At 60.4% G+C, this 22,114-nt stretch carries 19 protein-coding genes, 1 tRNA gene and 3 pseudogenes; 17 read left to right on the top strand and 6 right to left on the bottom strand.

Annotated features, from left to right (window positions below; translation table 11 throughout):
- Positions 1 to 11: 11 nt before the first annotated feature.
- The 11 genes and pseudogenes from nodC to NKJ12_RS18105 all read left to right on the top strand — a co-directional run bounded on the left by nodC (position 12) and on the right by NKJ12_RS18105 (position 12,288).
- The gene (gene nodC / locus NKJ12_RS18155) at positions 12 to 1,337 is read left to right on the top strand and encodes a chitooligosaccharide synthase NodC (protein ID WP_352494955.1); all 1,326 of its coding nucleotides are present in this window, start codon (positions 12 to 14) and stop codon (positions 1,335 to 1,337) included.
- An 80-nt stretch (positions 1,338 to 1,417) separates the two neighbouring features.
- Positions 1,418 to 2,011, top strand: a pseudogene (nodS, locus tag NKJ12_RS18150) (nodulation methyltransferase NodS); the annotation flags it as partial.
- A pseudogene (locus NKJ12_RS18145) lies at positions 2,000 to 2,230 on the top strand (carbamoyltransferase N-terminal domain-containing protein); the annotation flags it as partial. The pseudogenes nodS and NKJ12_RS18145, both read left to right, overlap by 12 nt.
- A 43-nt stretch (positions 2,231 to 2,273) precedes the next feature.
- Positions 2,274 to 3,185: a nodulation factor ABC transporter ATP-binding protein NodI gene (nodI, locus tag NKJ12_RS18140; RefSeq protein WP_023719311.1), complete on the top strand. Its 912-nt coding sequence runs from the start codon at positions 2,274 to 2,276 to the stop codon at positions 3,183 to 3,185.
- Positions 3,186 to 3,188: 3 nt separating this feature from the next.
- A complete protein-coding gene (locus NKJ12_RS18135) occupies positions 3,189 to 3,977 on the top strand; it encodes an ABC transporter permease (RefSeq protein ID WP_352494954.1) in 789 nt (262 codons plus the stop codon).
- Between the two features lie 67 nt (positions 3,978 to 4,044).
- Positions 4,045 to 5,007, top strand: coding sequence for a LysR family transcriptional regulator (locus tag NKJ12_RS18130; RefSeq protein ID WP_352483784.1), 963 nt, complete (start codon positions 4,045 to 4,047; stop codon positions 5,005 to 5,007).
- Positions 5,008 to 5,015: 8 nt separating this feature from the next.
- Positions 5,016 to 5,278 (top strand): annotated as a pseudogene (locus NKJ12_RS18125) (hypothetical protein); the annotation flags it as partial.
- Between the two features lie 891 nt (positions 5,279 to 6,169).
- On the top strand, positions 6,170 to 6,961 hold the full coding sequence (locus tag NKJ12_RS18120) for a calcium-binding protein (protein ID WP_352483785.1): 792 nt from the start codon (positions 6,170 to 6,172) through the stop codon (positions 6,959 to 6,961).
- Between the two features lie 395 nt (positions 6,962 to 7,356).
- The gene (locus tag NKJ12_RS18115) at positions 7,357 to 9,126 is read left to right on the top strand and encodes a type I secretion system permease/ATPase (RefSeq protein WP_352450798.1); all 1,770 of its coding nucleotides are present in this window, start codon (positions 7,357 to 7,359) and stop codon (positions 9,124 to 9,126) included.
- Positions 9,101 to 10,414 carry an HlyD family type I secretion periplasmic adaptor subunit gene (locus tag NKJ12_RS18110; RefSeq protein WP_352704239.1) on the top strand — a complete coding sequence of 438 codons (1,314 nt, stop codon included), beginning with the start codon at positions 9,101 to 9,103 and terminating at the stop codon, positions 10,412 to 10,414. The genes NKJ12_RS18115 and NKJ12_RS18110 overlap by 26 nt, the downstream gene beginning before the upstream one ends.
- A 656-nt stretch (positions 10,415 to 11,070) precedes the next feature.
- The gene (locus NKJ12_RS18105; RefSeq protein ID WP_352457555.1) at positions 11,071 to 12,288 is read left to right on the top strand and encodes a tyrosine-type recombinase/integrase; all 1,218 of its coding nucleotides are present in this window, start codon (positions 11,071 to 11,073) and stop codon (positions 12,286 to 12,288) included.
- A gap of 21 nt (positions 12,289 to 12,309) precedes the next feature.
- Here NKJ12_RS18105 and NKJ12_RS18100 read toward each other — a convergent pair.
- A tRNA-Ile gene (locus tag NKJ12_RS18100) sits at positions 12,310 to 12,385 on the bottom strand.
- A gap of 180 nt (positions 12,386 to 12,565) precedes the next feature.
- Between NKJ12_RS18100 and NKJ12_RS18095 the strand changes: the two genes are divergently transcribed.
- Positions 12,566 to 13,276 carry an SIMPL domain-containing protein gene (locus tag NKJ12_RS18095; protein WP_352506781.1) on the top strand — a complete coding sequence of 237 codons (711 nt, stop codon included), beginning with the start codon at positions 12,566 to 12,568 and terminating at the stop codon, positions 13,274 to 13,276.
- 130 nt (positions 13,277 to 13,406) lie between these two features.
- Here NKJ12_RS18095 and NKJ12_RS18090 read toward each other — a convergent pair whose 3' ends face one another.
- Both NKJ12_RS18090 and NKJ12_RS18085 read right to left on the bottom strand, forming a co-directional pair.
- Positions 13,407 to 13,766, bottom strand: coding sequence for a hypothetical protein (locus NKJ12_RS18090; RefSeq protein WP_352704237.1), 360 nt, complete (start codon positions 13,764 to 13,766; stop codon positions 13,407 to 13,409).
- A 243-nt stretch (positions 13,767 to 14,009) separates the two neighbouring features.
- Entirely contained in the window at positions 14,010 to 14,456 is a 447-nt protein-coding gene (locus NKJ12_RS18085; protein WP_352704281.1) for a YcgN family cysteine cluster protein, read from the bottom strand.
- A 210-nt stretch (positions 14,457 to 14,666) separates the two neighbouring features.
- On the opposite strand from NKJ12_RS18085, the gene NKJ12_RS18080 reads away from it, so the two are divergent.
- Both NKJ12_RS18080 and NKJ12_RS18075 read left to right on the top strand, forming a co-directional pair.
- Positions 14,667 to 16,895, top strand: a complete 2,229-nt coding sequence (locus NKJ12_RS18080; RefSeq protein ID WP_352704279.1) for an OmpA family protein — start codon at positions 14,667 to 14,669, stop codon at positions 16,893 to 16,895.
- Between the two features lie 236 nt (positions 16,896 to 17,131).
- Complete coding sequence (locus tag NKJ12_RS18075) at positions 17,132 to 17,647, top strand: TIGR00645 family protein (protein WP_254820365.1); 516 nt, start codon at positions 17,132 to 17,134, stop codon at positions 17,645 to 17,647.
- Between the two features lie 52 nt (positions 17,648 to 17,699).
- Here the strand turns inward: NKJ12_RS18075 and NKJ12_RS18070 are convergent, their stop codons facing one another.
- Positions 17,700 to 18,566, bottom strand: coding sequence for an SDR family oxidoreductase (locus NKJ12_RS18070; protein WP_352506778.1), 867 nt, complete (start codon positions 18,564 to 18,566; stop codon positions 17,700 to 17,702).
- Between the two features lie 189 nt (positions 18,567 to 18,755).
- Here NKJ12_RS18070 and NKJ12_RS18065 point away from each other — a divergent pair, with 189 nt between their 5' ends.
- On the top strand, positions 18,756 to 19,022 hold the full coding sequence (locus NKJ12_RS18065) for a type II toxin-antitoxin system VapB family antitoxin (RefSeq protein WP_352506777.1): 267 nt from the start codon (positions 18,756 to 18,758) through the stop codon (positions 19,020 to 19,022).
- Entirely contained in the window at positions 19,019 to 19,408 is a 390-nt protein-coding gene (locus tag NKJ12_RS18060) for a type II toxin-antitoxin system VapC family toxin (protein ID WP_352506776.1), read from the top strand. The genes NKJ12_RS18065 and NKJ12_RS18060 overlap by 4 nt, the downstream gene beginning before the upstream one ends.
- Positions 19,409 to 19,414: 6 nt before the next feature.
- Here NKJ12_RS18060 and NKJ12_RS18055 read toward each other — a convergent pair whose 3' ends face one another.
- Together NKJ12_RS18055 and NKJ12_RS18050 are read right to left on the bottom strand one after the other, a co-directional pair.
- Complete coding sequence (locus NKJ12_RS18055; protein WP_352704235.1) at positions 19,415 to 20,050, bottom strand: helix-turn-helix transcriptional regulator; 636 nt, start codon at positions 20,048 to 20,050, stop codon at positions 19,415 to 19,417.
- Between the two features lie 7 nt (positions 20,051 to 20,057).
- On the bottom strand, positions 20,058 to 20,927 hold the full coding sequence (locus NKJ12_RS18050; RefSeq protein WP_352506774.1) for a S1C family serine protease: 870 nt from the start codon (positions 20,925 to 20,927) through the stop codon (positions 20,058 to 20,060).
- 189 nt (positions 20,928 to 21,116) lie between these two features.
- Between NKJ12_RS18050 and NKJ12_RS18045 the strand changes: the two genes are divergently transcribed.
- A complete protein-coding gene (locus NKJ12_RS18045; protein WP_352704233.1) occupies positions 21,117 to 22,043 on the top strand; it encodes a S1C family serine protease in 927 nt (308 codons plus the stop codon).
- The last annotated feature ends 71 nt before the right edge of the window (positions 22,044 to 22,114 follow it).

Below are 22,114 nucleotides of genomic sequence, written 5' to 3'. Positions count from 1 at the left end.
AACGAGATCCCATGACTCTTCTTGGTACAACCAGCACTGTGGCCATTTCGCTTTATGCACTGCTCTCGACTGCTTATAAGAGCATGCAGGGGATTTATGCTCTGCCGACAAACGACTCATCGGCGTTGGAGGATCTCGTCGGCTCCGATCAACTGCCCAGCGTGGATGTCATCGTCCCCTGCTTCAACGAGGATCCGCGCACGCTTTCAGAGTGCCTGGCGTCCATTGCAGACCAAGAATACGCCGGAAGACTTCGGGTCTATGTGGTTGATGACGGTTCTGGAAATCGCGAAGCCGTAGGAACTGTCCACGAAACCTACGCGCGCGACCCTAGGTTCGACATCATTTTGCTTCCCGAGAATGTTGGAAAGCGCAAGGCGCAGATCGCCGCGATACGCCGCTCATCCGGGGATTTGGTGCTTAACGTTGATTCAGACACGATACTCGCGCCCGACGTCATCACCAAGCTTGTACCGAAGATGCGAGATCCAGCGGTCGGCGCAGTCATGGGTCAGTTGATTGCCAGTAACCGGAGCGAGAGCTGGCTGACAAGGCTGATAGACATGGAGTACTGGCTGGCTTGCAACGAGGAGCGCGCGGCACAGGCTCGCTTCGGTGCCGTTATGTGCTGTTGCGGCCCATGTGCCATGTACCGCCGGTCTGCGCTCCTTTTGTTACTGGACCAGTACGAGTCGCAATTTTTTCGGGGCAAGCCAAGCGACTTCGGGGAGGATCGCCATCTCACTATCCTCATGCTGAAAGCAGGCTTTCGAACCGAGTACGTTCCGGGCGCCATCGCGGCCACAGTCGTTCCGAACAGACTCGGACCGTATCTGCGCCAACAACTCCGTTGGGCACGAAGCACATTCCGGGACACGCTGCTTGGGCTGCGCTTGCTGCCCGGCCTCAATAGCTATCTCACGTTGGACGTGGTCGGACAGAATCTCGGGCCGCTACTCCTCGCCCTATCGGTACTAACGGGCCTCGCACATTTCGCACTGACAGGCACTGTGCCTTGGTGGACAGGACTGATGATTGTGTCCATGACCATGCTCCGATGCAGCGTGGTAGCATTTCGTGCTCGACAGTTTCGATTTCTGGGCTTTTCCCTGCACACGTTCATCAACATCTTTCTCTTACTTCCCTTGAAGGCCTACGCGCTGTGTACATTGAGCAATAGCGATTGGCTGTCGCGAAGCTCTGCTGTCCCTACATCGAACACTGGGGGAAAACAGGCCCCCACCCAAACTCCGATCACTGGATCAAGCAGGGCAGAATTCTCACCGCATGCGGCTCCGCTTCGCAGGCTCAATCTTGCGCGGATTCTTCGGGATTAGCGCTGTCGAGCAACATCTGCGGCGACGAGTGATCGCTAATTACCTAGGTGGACGAGAGGTGGACGAGTTTGACCCAGAACATGAATCATCAGTTGCTCGATCGGGAATTGGCCGCAGACGATCCGTGGCGCCTCGACGGCAATCCGTTCGAGCGGGAGCGCCACACGCAAATGCTCCAGCTGGCGCTTGCCCAAGGCTCCATTACAAATGCCCTCGAAGTCGGGTGCGCTGCCGGCGCATTCACGGAAAAATTAGCTCCCAACTGCCAAGGGCTCACCGTCATCGATGTCGTGGCGCAAGCGATTGCTCGAGCACGTCAACGGATAAAGGAGCCGTCGCGCATCAACTGGATAGTCTCCGATGTTCAACAGTTTTCGACCGACGAGTTGTTTGACCTGATCGTTGTGGCGGAGGTCCTATACTACCTCGAAGACATAGCCGAGATGCGCGCGGCCGTCAAAAACCTGGTGCGGGTGCTTGCGCCAGGCGGGCATCTGATCTTCGGATCGGCAAGGGATGCTAATTGCCGTCGCTGGGGTCACGCCGCTGGTGCTGAGCCGGTCATCGCCATGCTGAACGAAACGTTGATCGAGGTAGAGCGTCTTGAGTGTCGGGGCGAGTCGGTCAACGAAGACTGCTTGCTCGTCCGTTTCCGGAACCCGCTTTCCGCTACCCATGATGGGGCGATCGCCCTTGTCGAGGATGGACGGCTCGTCTTCTGCGTTGAGCAGGAAAAGCGGCACAACAATCCGCGTTATCAAACCATCGATAATCTCGACGCAATTGTCGCCGCTTTGGCGGAACAGGGGCTAAATCCTTGTGATGTCGATCAGTTCGTTATCGACGGCTGGGATGGCGAAGACGAGTCACAGTTTCAGGTCCGGCAGGCAACCAAGCAACCGCCAGTCTTGGCGTCCCTCTCGGTAAAATGAACCCATGTCCATGGTAGCGATCGATCTTACTGACGTAAGCAAAACTTATGACAAGCTCGTTGTCGACAGACTGTCGTTCCGCGTTGCGGCGGGGGAATGCTTCGGGCTCCTGGGACCGAACGGTGCGGGCAAAAGCACGATTGCGCGTATGGTCCTCGGCATGACATCGCCTGATGCGGGGAAGATTACTGTGCTCGGCGCTCCAGTGCCGGCGCGCGCGCGTTTGGCACGTATGCGCATCGGCGTGGTCCCGCAGTTCGACAATCTTGATACCGCGTTCACTGTACGCGAGAACCTGTTGGTGTTCGGGCGCTACTTCCGGATGAGCAGACGCCAGATCGAAGCGGTCATACCATCGCTGCTTGAGTTCGCCCGCCTCGAGAACAAAGCGGATGCGCGCGTCGCCGAACTGTCCGGCGGCATGAAGCGGCGCCTGACGCTCGCGCGTGCGCTGATCAATGACCCGCACTTGCTGGTGATGGACGAGCCGACCACCGGCCTCGATCCGCAGGCCCGCCACCTGATCTGGGAACGGCTGCGATCGCTGCTGGCGCGGGGCAAGACTATTCTTTTGACTACCCATTTCATGGAAGAGGCCGAGCGGCTGTGCGATCGGCTGTGCGTTATGGAGGAGGGGCGCAAGATCGCCGAAGGCCGCCCGTCCGCACTCATTGACGAGCAGATCGGCTGTGACGTGGTCGAGGTCTACGGCGGCAATCCGCATGAACTGGGTGCGCTGATCCGGCCGTACGCACAGCGCATCGAGGTGAGCGGTGAGACGCTTTTTTGCTATGCACCCGATCCGGAGCAGGTGCTGGTGCAGCTACGCGGGCGCGCGGGTCTGCGCCTTCTGCAGCGTCCCCCCAATCTCGAGGATGTGTTCTTGCGGCTAACCGGGCGCGAGATGGAGGACTGAACAATGGGCGAACGTTATGCGGCGGCCATGCCCGCCAATGCGTGGAATTGGGTCGCGGTTTGGCGCCGCAACTATCTTGGATGGAAGAAAATCGGGCTTGCATCGGTTCTCGGCAACCTCGCCGATCCGATGATCTATCTGTTCGGTCTCGGCTTTGGCATCGGAACAATGATAGGTCCTATTGAGGGCACGTCGTACATTGCGTTTCTCGCGGCTGGCATGGTTGCCACAAGCGCGATGGCATCGGCGACTGCTGAAACGGTTTACGGGAGTTTCGGCCGCATGGACAACCAGCGCACCTGGGAAGGAATGTTATGCACTCAGCTGACGCTTGGCGATATCTTACTCGGCGAATTGGCGTGGGCAGCCACCAAGGCCCTGATGGCGGGCACAGCAATCACTGTTGTTGCCACCACGCTCGGCTACACATCGTGGCCATCCATCCTCTGCTTGCTGCCAGTCATCGCTCTCAGTGGCCTCGCCTTCGCGAGTCTAGCGATGGTCGTCACGGCGCTTGCGCCCAGTTATGAATATTTCATATTTTATAATACGCTTGTTATAACACCCATGCTGTTCCTTTGCGGCGCGATGTTTCCGGTCAACCAATTGCCCGGCACTTTTCAGGACGTCGCCTCCTTGTTGCCGCTCGCACATGCAATTGACCTCATTCGTCCGGCGATGCTTGGCCGTCCGGCCGGCAGCATGGGCCTGCATATCGGCGCGCTTTGCATATACACGGTTTTGCCGTTCTTCCTATCGGTTGCTCTATTTCGTCGTCGGCTGATGCGTTGACGCTACTCACCATTCGTAAAATTGATTCTTTGGGCGATACCCATCCACGCGTCGGATAGGTCAATACATGCGTTTTAAGGGACTCGATCTAAATCTCCTGGTTGTGCTGGACGCTTTGATCAGGGAGCGTAAAGTCACCGCCGCGGCCCGCAGTATTAACCTGAGTCAGCCGGCCATGAGCGCCGCCGTCGGTCGGTTACGCGCCTATTTCAGCGATGAGCTATTTACGATGAACGGCCGCGAACTCATTTTGACACCACGCGCGGAGGGGCTCGCCACAGCAGTCCGGGACGCATTGCTGCACATCCAGCTGTCGATTATTTCCTGGGACGCCTTTAACCCGGCCCGATCGGATCGTCGCTTCCGCATCATCCTTTCCGATTACCTCACGCTCGTATTTTTTAAGAAGATCGTAAAGCGTGCTGCGCGGGAAGCTCCCGCCGTCCGCTTCGAATGTCTGCTTATTTCCGACGACCCCGAGGAGCTTCTCCGGCGCGGCGACGTTGATTTTCTGATTATGCCCGAAGTGTTCATGTCGAAACATCCTCGCGCAGCCCTGTTCGAAGATATGCTCGTATGCGTAGGCTGCGGCACGAACAAGCAGCTGTCAGAGCCACTTACATTCGACCGATACTTGTCGATGGGGCAGGTTGTGCTTAAATTCGGGGACACCCGGCAGCCCTCCATCGAGGAATGGTATTTGCTCGAGAACGGTTTCGAGAGACGTATCGAGGTCGTCGTACAGGGCTTTAGCATGATCCCGCCCCTTCTATCAGGCACCAACCGCATCGGGACAATGCCCTTACGGCTGGCGCAGCATTTCGCAAAATTAACACCCCTGCGGATTGTCGAACTTCCGCCGCCACTTCCTGCCGCATTCACGGAGGCCGTCCAATGGCCTGCGCTTCACAATAATGATCCGGCAAGCCTATGGATGCGGGAAATGATGTTGCAGGAGGCATCTCGTATGATTACCCCGCCTAAGAGCACCGGACGTCTCAGTTGTCGGCCGACGACCCCTCGGTTATGAGAGGAGGCATGGATGGCGATTGGGATTGGGCGATTCCTGCATTGTCGAGAACGATGCAGGGAGAGCAGATCCTTCAGCCTGAAGAGGTGGCAGCGATGCTGCCGCTGCATGAGCTTGGCTGGGGAACCGACGGGCGAACGAATTCGGGTGCGCTCGCAACACGGTGCCTCGGTATCTAAGCGAGGGCGGGACTGTTCCGTTTCGCAAGCCTGTGCGGCCGACCGCGTTTGACGGACTGGACGATTGGCTGCGGGAGCGCTTCTTCCCCCATGGCTCGGGCTGGATGACGATCTCGACCCGCTCCAGATGCGCCGGGAACGCCTTGCGCGGTCGCGCAGCACGTCGCGGCTCGCCTGTCGGTCTTGCGGCCTCGAGCTCGGACTCAATCGCGCCGAGCCCGGTCTGGATTTCGAAGGCGAAGGCCTGCTAGGCACGTTCGAGCTTCTCGGAGCTGCGACCGAAGCGGCGCGCTCCAGCTGCTTGACGATCCCATGAAGGTCGGCGATCCTCACCTGGGCACGCTCGTTGAGTGTCGCCATCCGGACGATCTCGGCCTTGAGTGTTTCGCTCCGGAGTTGTTGCAGTTCGGCCTTCTCCGCCGCCATGGCGACGAACATCGCCTTGAGCGTATCGATTTCGTGGGGACGGGCCGAAGCGCTTCTCATCATGACGCCGACAGAAGCTTATTGTGCACGGCCTGAAGCCCGCCTTTTGCGCCTGAGTCACTTCGCCACCGCCTTCCGGCCGGACGCCGTCGCCGTTCGGCTCGAACGCGTGTCCAGTCCATGCCTTCGACGAGCGCCATCAGTTTCGGCGCGGCAAGCCGATCACGCCGTTCTCCGCCAGCGGAACTTGTCCTCGTCCAGCGCTCACGGTGCGGGTATGCCGGCGTCGAGCAAACAGAGAGAAGTTTGGGGCCCAACCAGGACGGCCCCGTTACGAAGTTCGTCCTAGTCCCGGTTTGAGTGTCGAATCTTCATCGATTGCTTGGGCGACCAGCGTCCCCGCCGCCAGCGAGCCCGCAACTGCTCAGCAGAAGGGCGAAGTGAACGTGAATGCATCCATTTCGTAAATGTGTGTCTATCCAAGCAATCGATTTCTCTAATTATCCGATGAGCAATATGAACGCGTCAGGCAGGGTGCATCATTAGGAGTATTTTCGATGGCAAAGATTATCGAGGGTGGCCCGGGTGCCGAAACACTCATCGGCACCGAGCTTGACGATTGGATGGAGGGTTTCCAGGGCGGTGACTGGATTGACGGTCGTGGCGGCAACGACGAGATCTCGGGTGGCCCGGACAGTGACCGACTCATCGGCGGCAAGGGTAACGACCGCATCTTCGGCGGAGATGGCTGGGACGATCTCTCCGGCGACAACGGCCGCTTCAACCCGCGCGTCTCCGGTGAGGACAATGACAGGCTCAGCGGCGGTCCCGGCCAGGATGTCCTCTACGTGGGTGACGGCCAGGACACGCTGACCGGGGGCACCGACAGTGACACGTTCGTGTTCCAGTTCCACAATCCGGTGCCTGGGGTTGTCGGGTCGAAGTCGGACATTACCACTATCACCGATTTCAACCCGGCGGAGGACAAGTTCGCCTTCGATGCGGTGGGCCTCTACAATGACGGTTTTGGCGCGAACTTCGTCAACAACGCCAGCATACAGTCCGGCTACCCGGTGAGCAGCTTCTACAGTGGTGCGGCCTCAGGTGCGAACGGCGAACACGTCGTGGTAATCACTGGCGAATCTTTCAACTCTGCTTCTGAAGCCGCGAGTGCGATCTCCGGCGAGCACGCCGGCGACATCATTGTCTACCAAAGCAGCTACACCGACAGAGTCGCAACTCTGGCCTATGTCACCGCCGACAACAACGCGCATGAATTCGTCCACCTGGGCGGTGTGGTCACCGTGGCCGACCTAGGCCTGACCGCGTCGGACTTCACCTTCGTTTGATCCAGAAAACCCATACGGAACAGCGCCCCGCCCCCCGGGGGCGGGCGCTTCCGTTTCCGCTACTTGCGATGGGCCGGGGCGCCCGGGAGCAGTCGCAGCGTGTACAGCTTGACGAAGCCCTGCACGTCGCGCTGGTCGTACACCGAAATCTCCCTGAAGGCGTGGAGGCGGAAGCCTGTTCGGGCCCTTGCGGCCGGCCACGATGACGTTGCCCTTCCAAACCTTCAGCCGGACGGTGTTGTTGTTGACCCGCTCCATTAGATGCCAAACCAAACACATTCGGCGGGAGCACTGATCCTGAATCAGCGAGCGGATGCAGTCGGTTGCCGCTCGGGGAGCAATATAGGGAGCTGGGTCGCCAGATCCTCACGGAGACCTACGTGAGTAACCATTCCTTGAAGGATTCAGCTTTGAGACCTTTCCCTCTGACTTCCGCTATTTGGGGAATTCTGTTGATCAGCGGCGTGGTCAACGTGCTTGCGCTGATCTCGCCGCTGTTCATGCTTCAGGTCTACGACCGCGTTCTGGCAAGTGGCAGCGTATCGACGCTAGTGGGGCTCGTCGTGCTTGCTGCAGGGCTTTATGCGTTCCAATGCCTGCTCGACGTTTTGCGCGCCCGCGTGCTGCTGCGGATTGGCGAGCGTTTCGATGAACAGTTTTCCGGACGCGTTCACGATGCGATCGTTCGCCTTCCGCTTTTAACGCGCATGCCGGGCGACGGCTTGCAGCCGCTACGCGATCTCGACAATGTTCGCGGATTCTTAGGTGGAAACGGCCCGACAGCGTTCTTCGATCTGCCATGGATGCTGCTTTATCTTGGCATTTGCTTCCTCTTTCATTTCTGGATCGGCATGACGGCACTTATCGGGGCGATCGGTCTCACATCTCTGACACTCCTTACCAACACTCTCTCGCAAGGGCCGATACGCGATACCATTGACCACAACATGGTACGCAATGGTCTACTGGAAGCAGCGCGCCGCAATGCCGAGGTCGTGCAAGCTCTCGGTCTCGCAAAGCGGATCGCTGCCCGATGGCACAAGGCCAATGCCAAGTATCTGGCCGCCAACCGGAAAGTCGGGGACGTGGCAGGTGGGCTGGGTGGCATTTCAAAGTCGCTGCGCGTGCTGCTGCAATCGGCCATTCTTGCCGTCGGCGCGTACCTTGTCATCAGGCAGGAGACTACGGCCGGGGTCATGATTGCCAGTTCGATCACGATGGGGCGTGCGCTGGCTCCGGTCGATCTGGCCATTTCAAGCTGGAAACCCTTCCTCATGGCGCGCCAGGGTTGGGCGCGGCTGGAGGACCTCTTGGGAAAGGTTCCTGAAACCGCTCCTGTTATGCCAATGCCTGCACCTGAACGCGAACTCCGCCTCGAAGGCGTGACAATCGTTCCGCCCGGCGAAAGGAAGCCGACCGTGACCGGCCTTGCGTTTGCCGTTCAGGCGGGAAGCGCACTCGGGATCATCGGTGCATCGGGTTCGGGCAAGTCGACACTCTCGCGCGCCATCGTCGGCGCATGGGCGCCGGTCGCCGGAAAGGTTCGCATCGACAGCGCAAGCCTCGATCAATGGGACCGGGAAGCGCTAGGCCGTCATATCGGCTATTTGCCGCAAGGTGTTGAACTATTCGACGGCACCATTGCCGAAAACATCGCTCGTTTTGAAGATAATCCTGACCCTGAGGCTATTGTCACCGCGGCGAAAGCAGCGGGCACGCACGAACTGATCCTCCGATTTGAGCACGGCTACGAAACTCCGATTGGTGAGGCCGGATCGGCACTTTCCGCCGGGCAGCGCCAGCGTATCGGTCTTGCCCGTGCTCTTTATCGAGACCCTTTCCTTGTTGTGCTGGATGAACCCAATGCCAATCTCGATGCGGAAGGCGAGGCTGCGGTTGTCAAGGCGATCGCCTCCGTGCGCGAGCGCAAGGGCATTGCGGTTGTCGTTGCCCATCGGCCGAGCGCCATCCGCGCCGTGGATTTGGTGTTGGTGATGGAAGGTGGACGGCAGCGAGCATTCGGTGCGCGTGATGAGGCGCTTTCCAAAGTCCTTAAGGGGGCAGCGATGGCATCAGGCGCTGGGGTCAAGGCCATCGAGTCTACACAGGATAACGAGCGCGCTGACATGGAGGATCCCGGTGTCCGGCATTCATCAGAACAATGACGTTTCCAGGTCCATTCGCCGGCACCTGGTGGCGGGCCTGCTGGCGAGCGTGATCTTTGTGGGAGGAGCCGGAGCCTGGGCGGCCTTCACGAATCTCTCCGGCGCGGTTGTCGCGTCCGGACACTTTGTCGTCGATTCCTATGTGAAGAAGGTGCAGCACCCGACCGGCGGGGTGGTGGGAGAAATCCTGGTGAGCGAAGGGGATAAAGTAAAAGCCGGCGACATCCTCATGCGGCTCGACGCCACCCAGACGCGCGCCACTCTCGCTGTAGTCACCAAGCGGCTCGATGAGCTGGCCGCCAACCTGGCACGACTCGAAGCTGAGCGTGACGATCTGGCGGAGATCGCCTTCCCGGACTGGCTGCTCGCCCGCAGAGATGTTCCGGACGTAGCTTCGGCAGTACATGGCGAGACGCGGCTGTTCGAATTCCGCAGACAATCCCGCGACGGAAGGCAGGCGCAGCTAGCGGAACGCATCACTCAATATGAGCACGAGATCGAGGGGCTCAAGGCGCAGGCAATCGCTTGTGAGAAAAGCACCGAGATCCTCCAAAAGGAAATTGCTGCCCTGAGTGGGCTGCGCGACCAAGGCATTGTCTCGGACCAACGCTTGAACAGTCTGAAGACGCAGGTTGCCACTTTCGGCGGCGAACGCGGTGAGAAGATTGCACATCAGGCACAGACGGCAGCCCGCATAGCCGAAACGCGCCTGCAGATCCTGCAGATCGATCCGGATTTCAAGACGGAAGTCGGCCAGGAGCTCAGAGAGGTTCAGGCGCAGGTTGGGGAGTATGTTGAGCGCAAGGTGGCGGCTGAACAGGAACTGCGACGGATCGATATTGTCGCGCCGCAGTCAGGCGCCATTCAACAACTCGCAGTTCATACGGTCGGAGGAGTGATCACGCCCGCCGATCCGATTATGCTAATCGTGCCGGAAGGCGACGATCTTGCGCTTGAAGCACGAATCGCCCCGAAGGACATCGACCAAATCCAGCTTGGTCACAAGGCCGTGCTGCGGATGTCAGCCTTCAATCTGAGGACCACGCCGGTATTGAACGGATATGTCAGCCGGATCGCAGCCGATCTGGCGACGGACGAAAAAAACGGCGTTTCGTATTACCTGGTGCGTCTGTCGGTTCCGCATGCGGAACTGACGAAGCTCAAGGACCTGACGCTCGTGCCCGGCATGCCGGCCGAAGCGATGATCCAGACGGGCGAGCGTACGGCGCTTTCTTATTTTGTGAAGCCGCTGTCGGACCAAATCAGTCGCGCATTCCATGAGGAATGAAAGTAACCACAGAAACATTTTGTTGGTATTCTTGTTGGTTGTTACGCATGCATGAGAGTCATAACCGTCTGAAACCACAGCCATGATTCCGCCTCTGACTCAGATTCGTGGTTCCACGGTCATTTTGCCCTTCCAAGTCGCCGACCATTCAGTTCTTGGCCTCGAGCGCATTAAGATACCCATCATCGTACACAAAGGCTGGAAAAGAGTCCGGTGTCTTGAGCGATCCTGAGGTCTGGAGACCTAGGGTGAGCCTGCAAGCACAGGGCTAGGACATGATTGAGCGTCTGCAATATTCGGACAGGTACATAGGAAGACTGGCAGGCGTCAAAAACGCGCTTTCAACGCGCTAAACCGATGCTACGCACCCCGAGCGTCTTGCCGCCCTCGCTCCCGCCGGTAGGAATCAATCGCGAGCAGGCTGCGACGTTCATCGGCGTAAGCTCAACGACCTTTGATGAAATGGTCCAGGACGGCCGGATGCCCCAGCCACGAATGCCGAGCAAGGGGCGCATTGTTTGGGACGTCGAGGAACTTGTATTGGCCTTTCGAAAGCTCCCTCACCGCCAAATCGGAGGAGCACCAAAGCTTGACGAAGATTCGCCGCCACTAGACAATCCTTGGGATCGAAAACCACGAACATGACGGATGAGCCCGTGAAAATCGATCTTAAGGGCGTAGTGAAGGACACTGATCGCCACGGCAATGATCGGTACTATTTTCGCGCACCGGGTCGGAAGAAGGTCCGGCTCCGTGAACCGACCGGCAGCGACGAGTTCCTCGAGGAACTGCGGTGCGCGCGCGCCGAGGTCACTTATGTTCGGCCCGGCACTCTTCCCGAGATTTGCCGGCGCCTCCCCAAGCCTTCCGAGCCAGCGAAGAAAGGCACGTTGCTGTGGCTTTGCCAGGAGTATTACCGTCGGGGCGGCACGGAAATCACCCAAGACACTATGGCGCGCCGACGAGCAATTCTGGAGCGCGTATGCGAATTACCTCATCCCCTCGAAGGTGACCCGGATCCTCAGTATCCCACCAAGGGATCTCTGCCATTCGCCGGTATGAAACGGTCTCATGTTAAGGAGATCAGGGACACCAGGCTCGACGCCCTTGGCGCGGCAAACAATATCGTAAAAGCCATCAGCGCGATGTTTGAGTGGGCAAAGGACACAGAGATTCCGGGCGTCGACTCCAATCCCGCCCGCGGCATCAGACGGCTAAAGAGCGGCGACGGCTGGCACCCATGGGACGTGTCGGAGATCGTTCAATATGAGAAGCGGCATCCGCTGGGTACCGCAGCCAGACGTGCGCTCTCGATCTTCATGTTTACTGGCCTGCGGTTGTCCGACGTCGCGATCTTCGGTCGACAGCACATCACGCTCGTCTACAACGAGGAGACCGAGCAGTGGGAGAAGTGGATCAGAATTAAGCCTGGGAAGACCAGTCGTAACAAGGATGCGGTGTTGGTGGAGCTCCCGCTTCTGCCCGAACTAGAGGCGGAACTTGAGCACACGCCCTCCGACCAGATGACCTTCCTGGTCAATGAGTATGGTCGCCCGTTCTCGGAGAACGGTCTGGGCAACAAGATGCGCCAGTGGTGTGATCAAGCTGAGCTGCCGCACTGCAGTGCTCATGGAATTCGCAAGGCCGGCGCGACGATCGCCGCTGAGAACGGCGCGACGCACGAGCAGCTGAAGGCGATATATGGGTGGACTACGTACCAGCAGCCCGACCACTACATCAAGAAAGCGCGTCGCCGGAAGGTAGCGAGAGCGGCGAAATACCTGCTGGTTATCGATCGAAAAGAGAACAAAATTGTCCCACTTTCTGAGGGGGTTGAAAGAGGTGGGACAAAAATGGCCAAAAAATCCAATTAAATCAACGGCCACAAAAGCCAATGGTGGGCCCGGAGGGACTCGAACCCCCAACCAAGCGGTTATGAGCCGCCGGCTCTAACCATTGAGCTACAGGCCCCACGGCGCTGGATTAGTGTTTTTCCCTGAACCGCACAAGGCTTTCCAATGGCTTTCCGAGCAGGCGTTCCAAGGGGCTGGCAGAGATCGCCCAAATCAGCCCATATTGATAACCTATTGCACGTCGCCCATTGGACGCGGCCTACTCGGCGGCCTTGGGATCCCAGATCGAGGAGATTTTATGACCAGACGTATTTTGCCCCTGGCGATCGCCGCCGCAGTCGCATTTCCGGCGATCGCGGCCGCCGCCGATTCACCACCGCCGCCGCGTATCGTCGTCACCGGTGAAGGCGAGGCGGCGATAGCACCCGATCTGGCTCTGCTGACGCTCAGCGTCATGCGCGAAGCCAAGACGGCACGTGCAGCGCTCGATGCCAATAACGACGCCATGGCCGCGGTGATCGCTGCAATGAAATCATCCGGCATCAAGGAGCGCGACCTGCAGACCGCGGGCATCCAGATCAACCCGCGCTATAACTACACCAACAAGCCCGACGGCAGCCAGGAGGCCGAGCTTGTCGCCTATCAGGTGACCAACACGCTGTCGGTGCGCATCCGCGACATCGACAAGACCGGCGACATTCTCGACAAGGCGGTGTCGCTCGGCGTCAACCAGGGCGGCGGCATCTCCTTCTCCAACGACGATCCGGCGGCAGCCGTCACCGAGGCGCGCAAGAAGGCCGTCGCCAATGCCATGGCCAAGGCCAAGACGCTGGCCGAAGCGGCCGGCGTCGGCATCGGCCGGGTCCTGGAAATCACCGACCAGAATTTCGCACCACCGCCGATGCCGATCAACGCCAAGGCATTCGATGCCGCTGGCGCGTCCGTCCCGGTGCAAGCCGGCGAGAATTCCTATACCGCACAGGTGACGGTGACTTTCGAATTGAAATGATCATCGCTTGCAGCATGCAAAACCCCGGAGGATCGATCCTCCGGGGTTTTTGAGCCGCGCTTTCCGTCCTGGCGGAAAGGGCTCCGCTACTCTACCGGCTGCAAGTCAACCGGCCGCACGCCCGAAGACCTTAGCGATAGATGATCGGACAGCCGCGCTCGTTGGCGAATACGATCACGACACGGTCGCCATACTGGCGGCCGGCGACCTTGACCGTGCGGCGGTTGATGTCGATGATGCGGGCGCGGTGCAGGCCCATGCGTTCGGCCTTGTCGATGGCACGCTCCGGCGAACAGAACCGGCGCCAGCCGCCATGACGGCGGTGTTCGCGATAGTAACCATCATCTTCGTCGCCGGCATAGACGCCGACGCGCGGGTCCTGGTTGTTGCCGAAGCCGAGATAGATGCTGTCAGCATGAGCGGGGATGGCAGCAAGCGTGCCAAGGCCGACAAGAGCCGAAAGAGCCGCCGTCTTGATGGTGTTGAACATTGTCTTCTCTCCTTGTTGAGGGTTTCCACCCGTTTCGTCGAACCGATGGGAGGAGAATGCACCCGCCTGTCTGAATTTTTTGCGAACCGGCCATTCATCTCCAGTTCATGAGGCAGACCGGAACAGTCTCTCGCTTCTGAAGGCGGTGCTATGGACGGCGGTGCTACATAGGGTGGATAGCATGGTGGATGGACAACGTCCGTTTTGCCGTCGATTCCGGATTCTCGATTTTGCGATAAAATCCTAAGGCTCGTCCGCGAGAATATGGTCGAAATAGTCGTCCGGCTCGGCAAGGTCGATCTCGCTGGCGCTGACTCGGCCGCGCATCGAGATGCCTGCCTCGTGCACGGTCTCGTCGCTTCCAGACACCAGCCTGTGCCACCAATAGAGATCGCGGCCCTCGGCGACCAGGCGGTAAGCGCAGGTCTTGGGCAGCCAGCTGATGGTGCGCACATTCTGCGGCGTCAGCCCGACACAATCCGGAACACGCGCCAGCCGGTTGGCATAGTCGGAGCAGCGGCAGCTTCCAGCGTCGAACAACCGGCAGCCGACGCTGGTCCAGTAGATCTCTCCGGTGTCCTCGTCTTCGAGTTTGGACAGGCAGCACTTGCCACAACCGTCGCAGAGTGATTCCCACTCGGCCGGGGTCATCGCCTCGAGCGTCTTGGTCTTCCAGAACGGCTTGTCCATTGTCGGCATGTGGCCCTCGGACGCCTCAAGGTCAAGCACGGCAACCTTTGCGCCTCGTCCGAACGATACGCCAGGAACATACGAATGACACGAAGTCGCCTTCAAAACGCCGGTCAATCGCCCTGTGCCACCGCTAAGACCTGCAAACAGGAACCAAACATGGTTGCTGAAAGTTTGGGCACGGATGGGACGCCACAAGGAGTGTTTATGATGAAACGCCAACCACGGATTCTGGCAGGCACGGCGCTTGGCCTGTTGATGGCGTCCGCGCCGTTAGGCGCGTTCCCGCTGCAAGGCAATGCTGCATTCGGCCCCGCCCGGAACAGCGCAATGTTTATCCCGGCGCAGTCGAATTGTGCCGAGGGCGAATCGGCCGAAGCCTGCGCTCAAGGCGGAAAGTCGGAGCCGGAACAGAAGCCCGGCAAGAGGCGCGACCGGCAAAAACAATCCGAAGCGGCGCCCGCCGAACAATCGGGCGAGCCCGAGCAGAAGCCGCGCAGGAACAAGCGCGAGCAGCAAAAACAGAGTGAATCCGCGCCTGCTGAACAGCTCGCGCCTTCCGGCGAAGAGCAGCAAGGAAATCAACGAAGGAAGAAGAGGCAGCAGCAGATCGAAGCCGCTCCGGCTGACCAGCAGACCGCGCCTGCTAACGACGATCAGCAGCAACTCAAACCGCGCAGGAAGAAGCGCGACCAGCAGCAGATCGAAGCCGCTCCGGCTGACCAGCAGGCCGCGCCTGCTAACGACGATCAGCAGCAACTCAAACCGCGCAGGAAGAAGCGCGACCAGCAGCAGCAGGAGGCCGCGCCTGCCGAACAGCCGGCCGAGCAAGCTGCACCCGCGAACGACGATCAGCAGCAGCTCAAGCCGAGGAGAAAGAAGCGCGACCAGCAACAGCAGGAGGCCGCGCCTGCCGAACAGCCGGCCGAGCAGGCTGCACCCGCGAACGACAACAACGAGCAAGTCAATCCGCGCAAGAGGAAGAACAAGCAAGACCAGCAGATCGAGGCGGCACCGGCCGAACAGGCGCCGCGCAAGAAGGAACGCCCCGCCGGTGAGCCTCTCCCACAGGCCGAGCCACTTCCAACCGAGAAGCAAGCGGCTCCTGCTCAAGGCGAACAGCCCGAGAACCAGGCGAAAAAGCGTGGCAAGAAGCCCGTTGTGGAAGAGCCGGTGACCGGCGAACAGCAGCCCGCAACCGGTGAGCAGCCCACGACGACGGGCGAACAGGCAGCACCCGCCGAGGGTGGGCTCCCTGCTCAGGGCGAAGCCGCCGCCAACCCGAACGAGGCGCCCATACTGGACAGCCAGAAGGATGTCTTGCGCAAGCGCAAGGGCGGCAAGGAGCGCGGCCAAAATGCCGGTAAGCAGCAGGGCAACCAGCCAGCCCAGCAGGGCGAGAACCAGGTGGAAGCCCCGAAGCCTGCTCCGATCGAGGAGGGACCGCCACCTACCGACGACAAGGCAGCCCAGCAGGAGATCAAGCCTGAAAAGATCGTTCCGGTGACCGAGGAAAAAGGCAAGCGCGTCGAGCGTGCGCCCGACATCGAGGATGTTCGCCGCCGTCCGCGCCCGCAGGGCGCCAACGTCGTCAGGGAATTCGGCGACCGCGTCATCCTGCAGTTCAACAACCAGACCTTCGTGGAAAGCAGCGATGCCCCGCGCATGCACCGCGGCGCCAGGAATGTCTATTATGAGGACCTGTCGGGCGATCGCACCCGGGAAATCGTCGAGCGTGACAATGGTGTCCGGATCGTCACTATCCGCAACCGCTACGGCGACGTCATCCAGCGTTCACGCATCGCGCCTGACGGGCGCGAATATGTGCTGAGCTATGTCGACGAGCGCTACTATGACGATGATGCAGACTGGCGCGACCCGGGCGACGACCTGCCGCCGATGCGCCTTACCATTCCGCAAGAGGAGTACATTTTGGATTCCGAAGAGGTCGAGGATCCGGACGACTATTACACCTTCCTCGAACGGCCGCCGGTGGAGAGGGTCCAGCGCCTCTATTCGGTCGACGAGGTCAAGCGCTCGGCCCGAGTGCGTGACATCGCCCGCCGGATCGACCTCGATACGCTCAACTTCGAGTTCGGTTCGGCTTCGATTTCCGACACCGAGGTCCAGAAGCTGGAGGGTGTTGCCAACGCCATGGAGAAGCTGCTGAAGAAAAACCCGGCCGAGACCTTCCTGATCGAAGGCCATACCGATGCAGTCGGCACGCCGGAGGCGAACCTCGCTCTGTCCGACCGCCGCGCCGAGGCGGTCGCCGAAGCTCTGACCAATGCCTTTGGCATCCCGCCGGAGAACCTGACGACGCAGGGTTATGGCGAGGAGTATCTCAAGGTCAACACGTCGGGACCCAATCGCGAGAACCGGCGCGTCGCCATCCGCCGGATTACCCCCCTGGTGGCGCCGGTGGCCAGCGCCCAATAAACCGCAATGTGAACCGCGCGATTCGATCAACCATTGAGTCGCGCGGTCATCAATCTTGAAACGCGCGGCTACCAATCCCAAATTCTGGACAGGGCTTCCCTGCCCTGTCCCGACTCCAGCGGGACACGCGAGCCCCGCCGGTCCCCTCCCGGCGGGGTTTCGTTTTTTTAGGACCTTGCAAACCGCCGCAGCCTGCCCGAAATACGGCGCTCCGCAAAGAAGCCCGGAACCGTCACATGAAGCGCATCGAACTTGCCATCGAATCGATCATTCTCGCCTCGCGCTGGCTGCTGGTCGCCTTCTATCTCGGACTGGGCGCGGCACTTGCCATCTATGCCGTGTCCTTCGGCAAGAAGCTGTTCGAGTTCGTTCCTGTCGCCTTCACGCTCGATGACACCGACACCATCCTGAAAATGCTCGGCCTCATCGATGCCGCGCTGGTCGCCTCACTGGTGGTGATGGTGATCATCTCGGGCTACGAAAACTTCGTCAGCCGCTTCGATGAAAATGACGGCAAGGTGCATTGGCTGGGCACGATCGATGTCGGCTCGCTGAAGGTCAAGGTCGCCTCGACAATCGTAGCGATCTCCTCGATCCACCTCTTGCAGGTGTTCCTGAACTCGGTCTCCTACACGACCGACCAGCTGATGTGGCTGACCATCATTCATCTGGCCTTCGTCGCCTCGGCATTCATGCTTGCTTATATCGACCGGCTGATGGGCCTGGGCAAAGCCAAGAAAGCCGGGGAGTGAGCATGCGTCTGTGCCGGTCTTTTGAGGATACTTCTGTAGGTAGATACTTCCGTCAGTAGATAGCTTTGATTTTGGTATCAGTCCGCCCGAACACCTCGTCCGGCACAAAAAAGTCGCCGGCGAGCGGGCCTGTCGCGCCCGGCGCATAGGTCGAGAAATCGCTGACGCCCTCGGCACGCAGCACTTCTTCGTCGATGTAGAAATTGCCGGTCGCCTCGCGCGACGGCCTGACCAGGATGGCGTATGCCGCATCGGCCATGATGTCGGGCGAACGGCTCATCGCTGCCACCGTCGCTCCGCCCAAGAGGTTGCGCACCGCCGCCGTGTCGATGGTAGAGATCGGCCATAGCGAATTGACCGCGATGCCATCCCTGGCGAACTCGGCGCTCATGCCCAGCGTGCACATCGACATGCCGAACTTCGCCATCGTGTAGGCGACATGGTTCTTGAACCATTTGGCCTTCATGTCGAGCGGCGGTGCCAGATTCAAAATGTGAGGATTTTCCGCCAACCTTAAGTATGGAATGCACATTTTGGAGACGAGAAAAGTGCCGCGCGTATTGATCTGGTGCATCAGGTCGTAGCGTTTCATGTCGGTCTCCAGCGTGCCGGTGAGTTGGATGGCGCTGGCATTGTTGATACAAATATCGATGCCGCCGAACCTCTCCACGGTCTTGGCGACGGCTTCGGCGACCTGCGCTTCATCACGGATGTCGCACGGCGCTGGCAGCCCCTTGCCGCCGGCCTGCTCGATCTCTTGCGCCGCCGTGTAGATCGTCCCCGGCAGCTTCGGATGCGGCTCGGCGGTCTTGGCCGCGATCGTCACGTTGGCGCCGTCGCGCGCCGCGCGCAACGCAATCGCCAGTCCGATGCCGCGCGACCCGCCGGAGATGAATAGCGTCTTTCCCTTGAGCGACATCGTTGCGTCTCCTTGTGCTACGCTCTTTTCCGCTATCTTTTCTCTTTGCGATCCTTGCCCGCACCAACGACGGATACAAGGGCCTGCGGCCGTAACGATGTGACGCCACGGAGGGTTGTGGATTTCGTGAGACGCGTTGAATCGCCGAGCAAAATTGTTATATTCTACCTAAACAGGAAGAATATATAAGTGGCTTTGTCTATCAAGAATACCAAGGTCGAGCAATTGGCGCGTGAGCTCGCCCGCCGCCGCCGGGTATCGGTGACGGAGGCCATCCGTCAAAGCCTTGAGCGGGAAGTTGCGCGCGAACGGCTTGTGCCCCGCGAGGAGACCGGTGATCTCTTTCAACGTCTGATGGCCATTGCCGAACGGGCCGCACGAATACCGGAGCGCGAAGACGCGATGAGCGAAGATGAAATTCTCGGTTACGATGAGCTGGGCATCCCGACGCGATGATCATCGATTCCTCGGCGCTGGTCGCCATCTTGCGCGCGGAACCGGGCTACGATCGATTCGTTTTGGCAATCGCCCAGGCTGAAAGACGTTTGCTTGCGGCACCGACATTGCTCGAAACGACAATGGTGCTTGTCGGTCGCTGGCAGGATCAGATTATCGATCGTTTCGAAGCCTTTTTGCGCACTGCCTCGATCGAAACGATACCCTTCACGGCCGACCACGCCGCTGTCGCCCGTCAGGCTTTCCTGCGCTACGGCAAAGGCCGGCATCCTGCCGCTCTGAACTTCGGCGACTGCATTGCTTATGCTACGGCCCGTCTCGAAGCCATGCCATTGCTGTTCAAGGGTGACGACTTCCGGCTGACCGACATCGAACCGGCCCTTTGATCCACGTTAGACCAGCACCAAGCCTTGCCGCATGGCGATGGCGATCGCATCGGTGCGGTTGACGGCACCGAGCTTGGTCAAGATAGCCGCGACGTGGAACTTCGCCGTGTGCACGGAGATGTCCAGTCGTCGCGCGATAACCTTGTTGGGCGCGCCTTCGGCCAGCAGCGCCAGCACCTCGCTTTCGCGCGGCGAAACCGTCGGCCGGACGATATGCTCGTCAGTTGGTTCTTCCTCGAACCGGCCGCTGTCGTGGAAGGTCAAATCGTGATGCAGATCGGATAGAGCATGGCTGTCGCGCGAAATCCGGTAGCCCGCCGCCGCCAGCCGCGCGGCGGCGGCGATCAGCAACTCGTCCGCTTGCACCGGCAGCACGGCAAACACTGTATCGGCCGGCCGTTCACGGGCCGCTCGCGATAATAGCAGCACGCGAGGCATAGCCGCGTCGAAGAGACCGCCTTGTACTCCATGGTCATCGACGATGGCGACATCCGCCGCCCCGTGCCCGTCGACATCGCCCGCCAGAACCGGCCGCAGATCATCGGTCGCGGCGAGAGCCGCGGACAGACTTCGTGCGCGCTCGGCGTCAGCGAGCGCGATCAGCACCGTCAGCCGTCTGCCAGCGACCTCACCGCTTACCATCTATCCCTCAGCTCAGTGGTTTTTCACCGATGGTCAGGGAAACCTCACGATTCTCGCCGCCGCGCACCACGCCGAGTGTCACCAGGGCACCGGCACTGTCTGGCCCGAGCTTGCGGATCAGCTCGCGCGGGCCATGCACCGCCTCTGCGTTCCACGACACGATGATGTCGCCGAGGCTGAGACCGGCTGCTTTCGCCGGGCCGTTATCGTCCAGGCTCATCACCATGGCGCCCTGTGTATCACCATTGCGGACCGGATGCAGGCCGGCGCCAAGATAGCCGCGCGCCACATGACCCTTCTCGCGCAGTGTCGTGACTGCCCGTTCGATCGTTTCGTAAGGCATGACCAGTGCCCGCCGGCGTGGCCCGAACAGCAGCATGCCGATCAGTCCGCCCTTGGCGTCGAGCACAGGGCCGCCCTCGAAACGGCCGCCGGCATTGACGGCAAGGTTGATGCGCCGGTCGATCGTGCCGCCCCGCATCGAGCGCCAGGCCGGACCGACCTCGCCGACCGTGCCGCAGGTGGCGAGTGACGTACCGTCACTATTGCCCGCGATGATTGCCAGATTGCCCGGCCGCACCGCCTCCGCCTTTACCAATGACGGGGCGCTCGGCGCGCCGGCCGGTTTCAAAACGGCCGTGCCGGTGGACGGGTCGCGGCCGACCAGTTCGGCCTTGACGGCTTGGCCCGAAGAAAACGTCAGCTCGATCTCCTCGCCGGCCTCGACCGCCTCCTCGGCAGTGACGAAATAGCCGTCCCGCCAGTGGAAAGCAGTTGACGTCCGCTGGTGCGTCGCGAAGCTGGCCGTCGCTGGTGCCGCAGCTGCCGCGATGTCGGCAATGGCGTCGGATAACATGCTCAGATTGAAATCGCTCATGATTTGTCTCCTGGGTTCTTCGTGACCCAGATATCGCCCGGCGGGGGTTGGCGGATACTCGCCTGACGGCTAGTTGAGCATTTGACTGGCCATCTGGTCAGGTCGCGGCCGGTCCGGCTGCTCCGCACATATAGGCATTGTTCATCTTGTTCCAAACGGAGTCCTCAGGTGGCCCTGCCCGCTTAGCAATTGCAATATGACGATGCCCTTCTCGATGCCTATTCGGCGACGGTCGCCGATGCCGTCGACCGCATCGGGCCCGCCGTCTGCCGCATCGAGCGCATCGGTGGCCCGGGCGGCCATGGTTCCGGCTTCGTCATCGCGCCGGACGGGCTGGTCGTCACCAACTTCCACGTCGTCGGCGATGCGCGCAGCGTGCGCGTATCAATGCCGGACGGCGCTTCCAGGGAAGGCCGCGTGCTCGGCCGCGACCCCGACACCGACATTGCGCTGGTGCGCGCCGACGGTGACTTTGCCGACGTTGCGCCGCTCGGCGATTCCAAGCGTTTGAGGCGCGGCCAGATTGCAATTGCCATCGGCAACCCGCTCGGCTTCGAATGGACCGTCACCACTGGCGTCGTCTCGGCACTCGGCCGCTCGATGCGTGCCTCCACCGGCCGGCTGATCGACGACGTCATCCAGACCGACGCCGCGCTCAACCCCGGCAATTCCGGCGGACCACTGGTGTCCTCGGCCGGCGAGGTGATAGGCGTTAACACCGCGATGATCCATGGTGCGCAAGGCATCGCCTTCGCGGTTGCCTCCAACACGGCCAATTTCGTCATCTCGGAAATCATCCGCTTCGGCCGCGTGCGCCGTGCCTTCATCGGCGTTTCAGCCGACACCACCAACCTGCCGCGCCGCGCAGCCCTTTTGTCGCAAGTATCGAGCCGCACGGCGGTGCGCCTGCGCACCGTCGAAAAGAACAGCCCGTCGGACAAGGCCGGCCTCAGGGAAGGCGACATCATTGCCGCCATCGACGGCCGCCCGGTCACCGGTGTCGACGATCTGGTGCGCATGCTCGACGCCGAGCGCATCGGCCACGAGACGCTGTGCACGGTGGTGCGCCGCTCCGGCATTACTCAGGTCACGGTGATGCCAGTGGCGCGAAGCTGAGTGCTCGACCTTGATCCCGAACCGAAGGTCAGCGCAGCAAAAGTGGGAACCGGTTTTTCGGACAACATCAT

Origin of the sequence: Mesorhizobium sp. M0195 (assembly GCF_040322115.1) — a bacterium.
Classification (GTDB): Bacteria; Pseudomonadota; Alphaproteobacteria; order Rhizobiales; family Rhizobiaceae; genus Mesorhizobium.
This window is presented reverse-complemented; position numbering and strand designations above follow the sequence as displayed.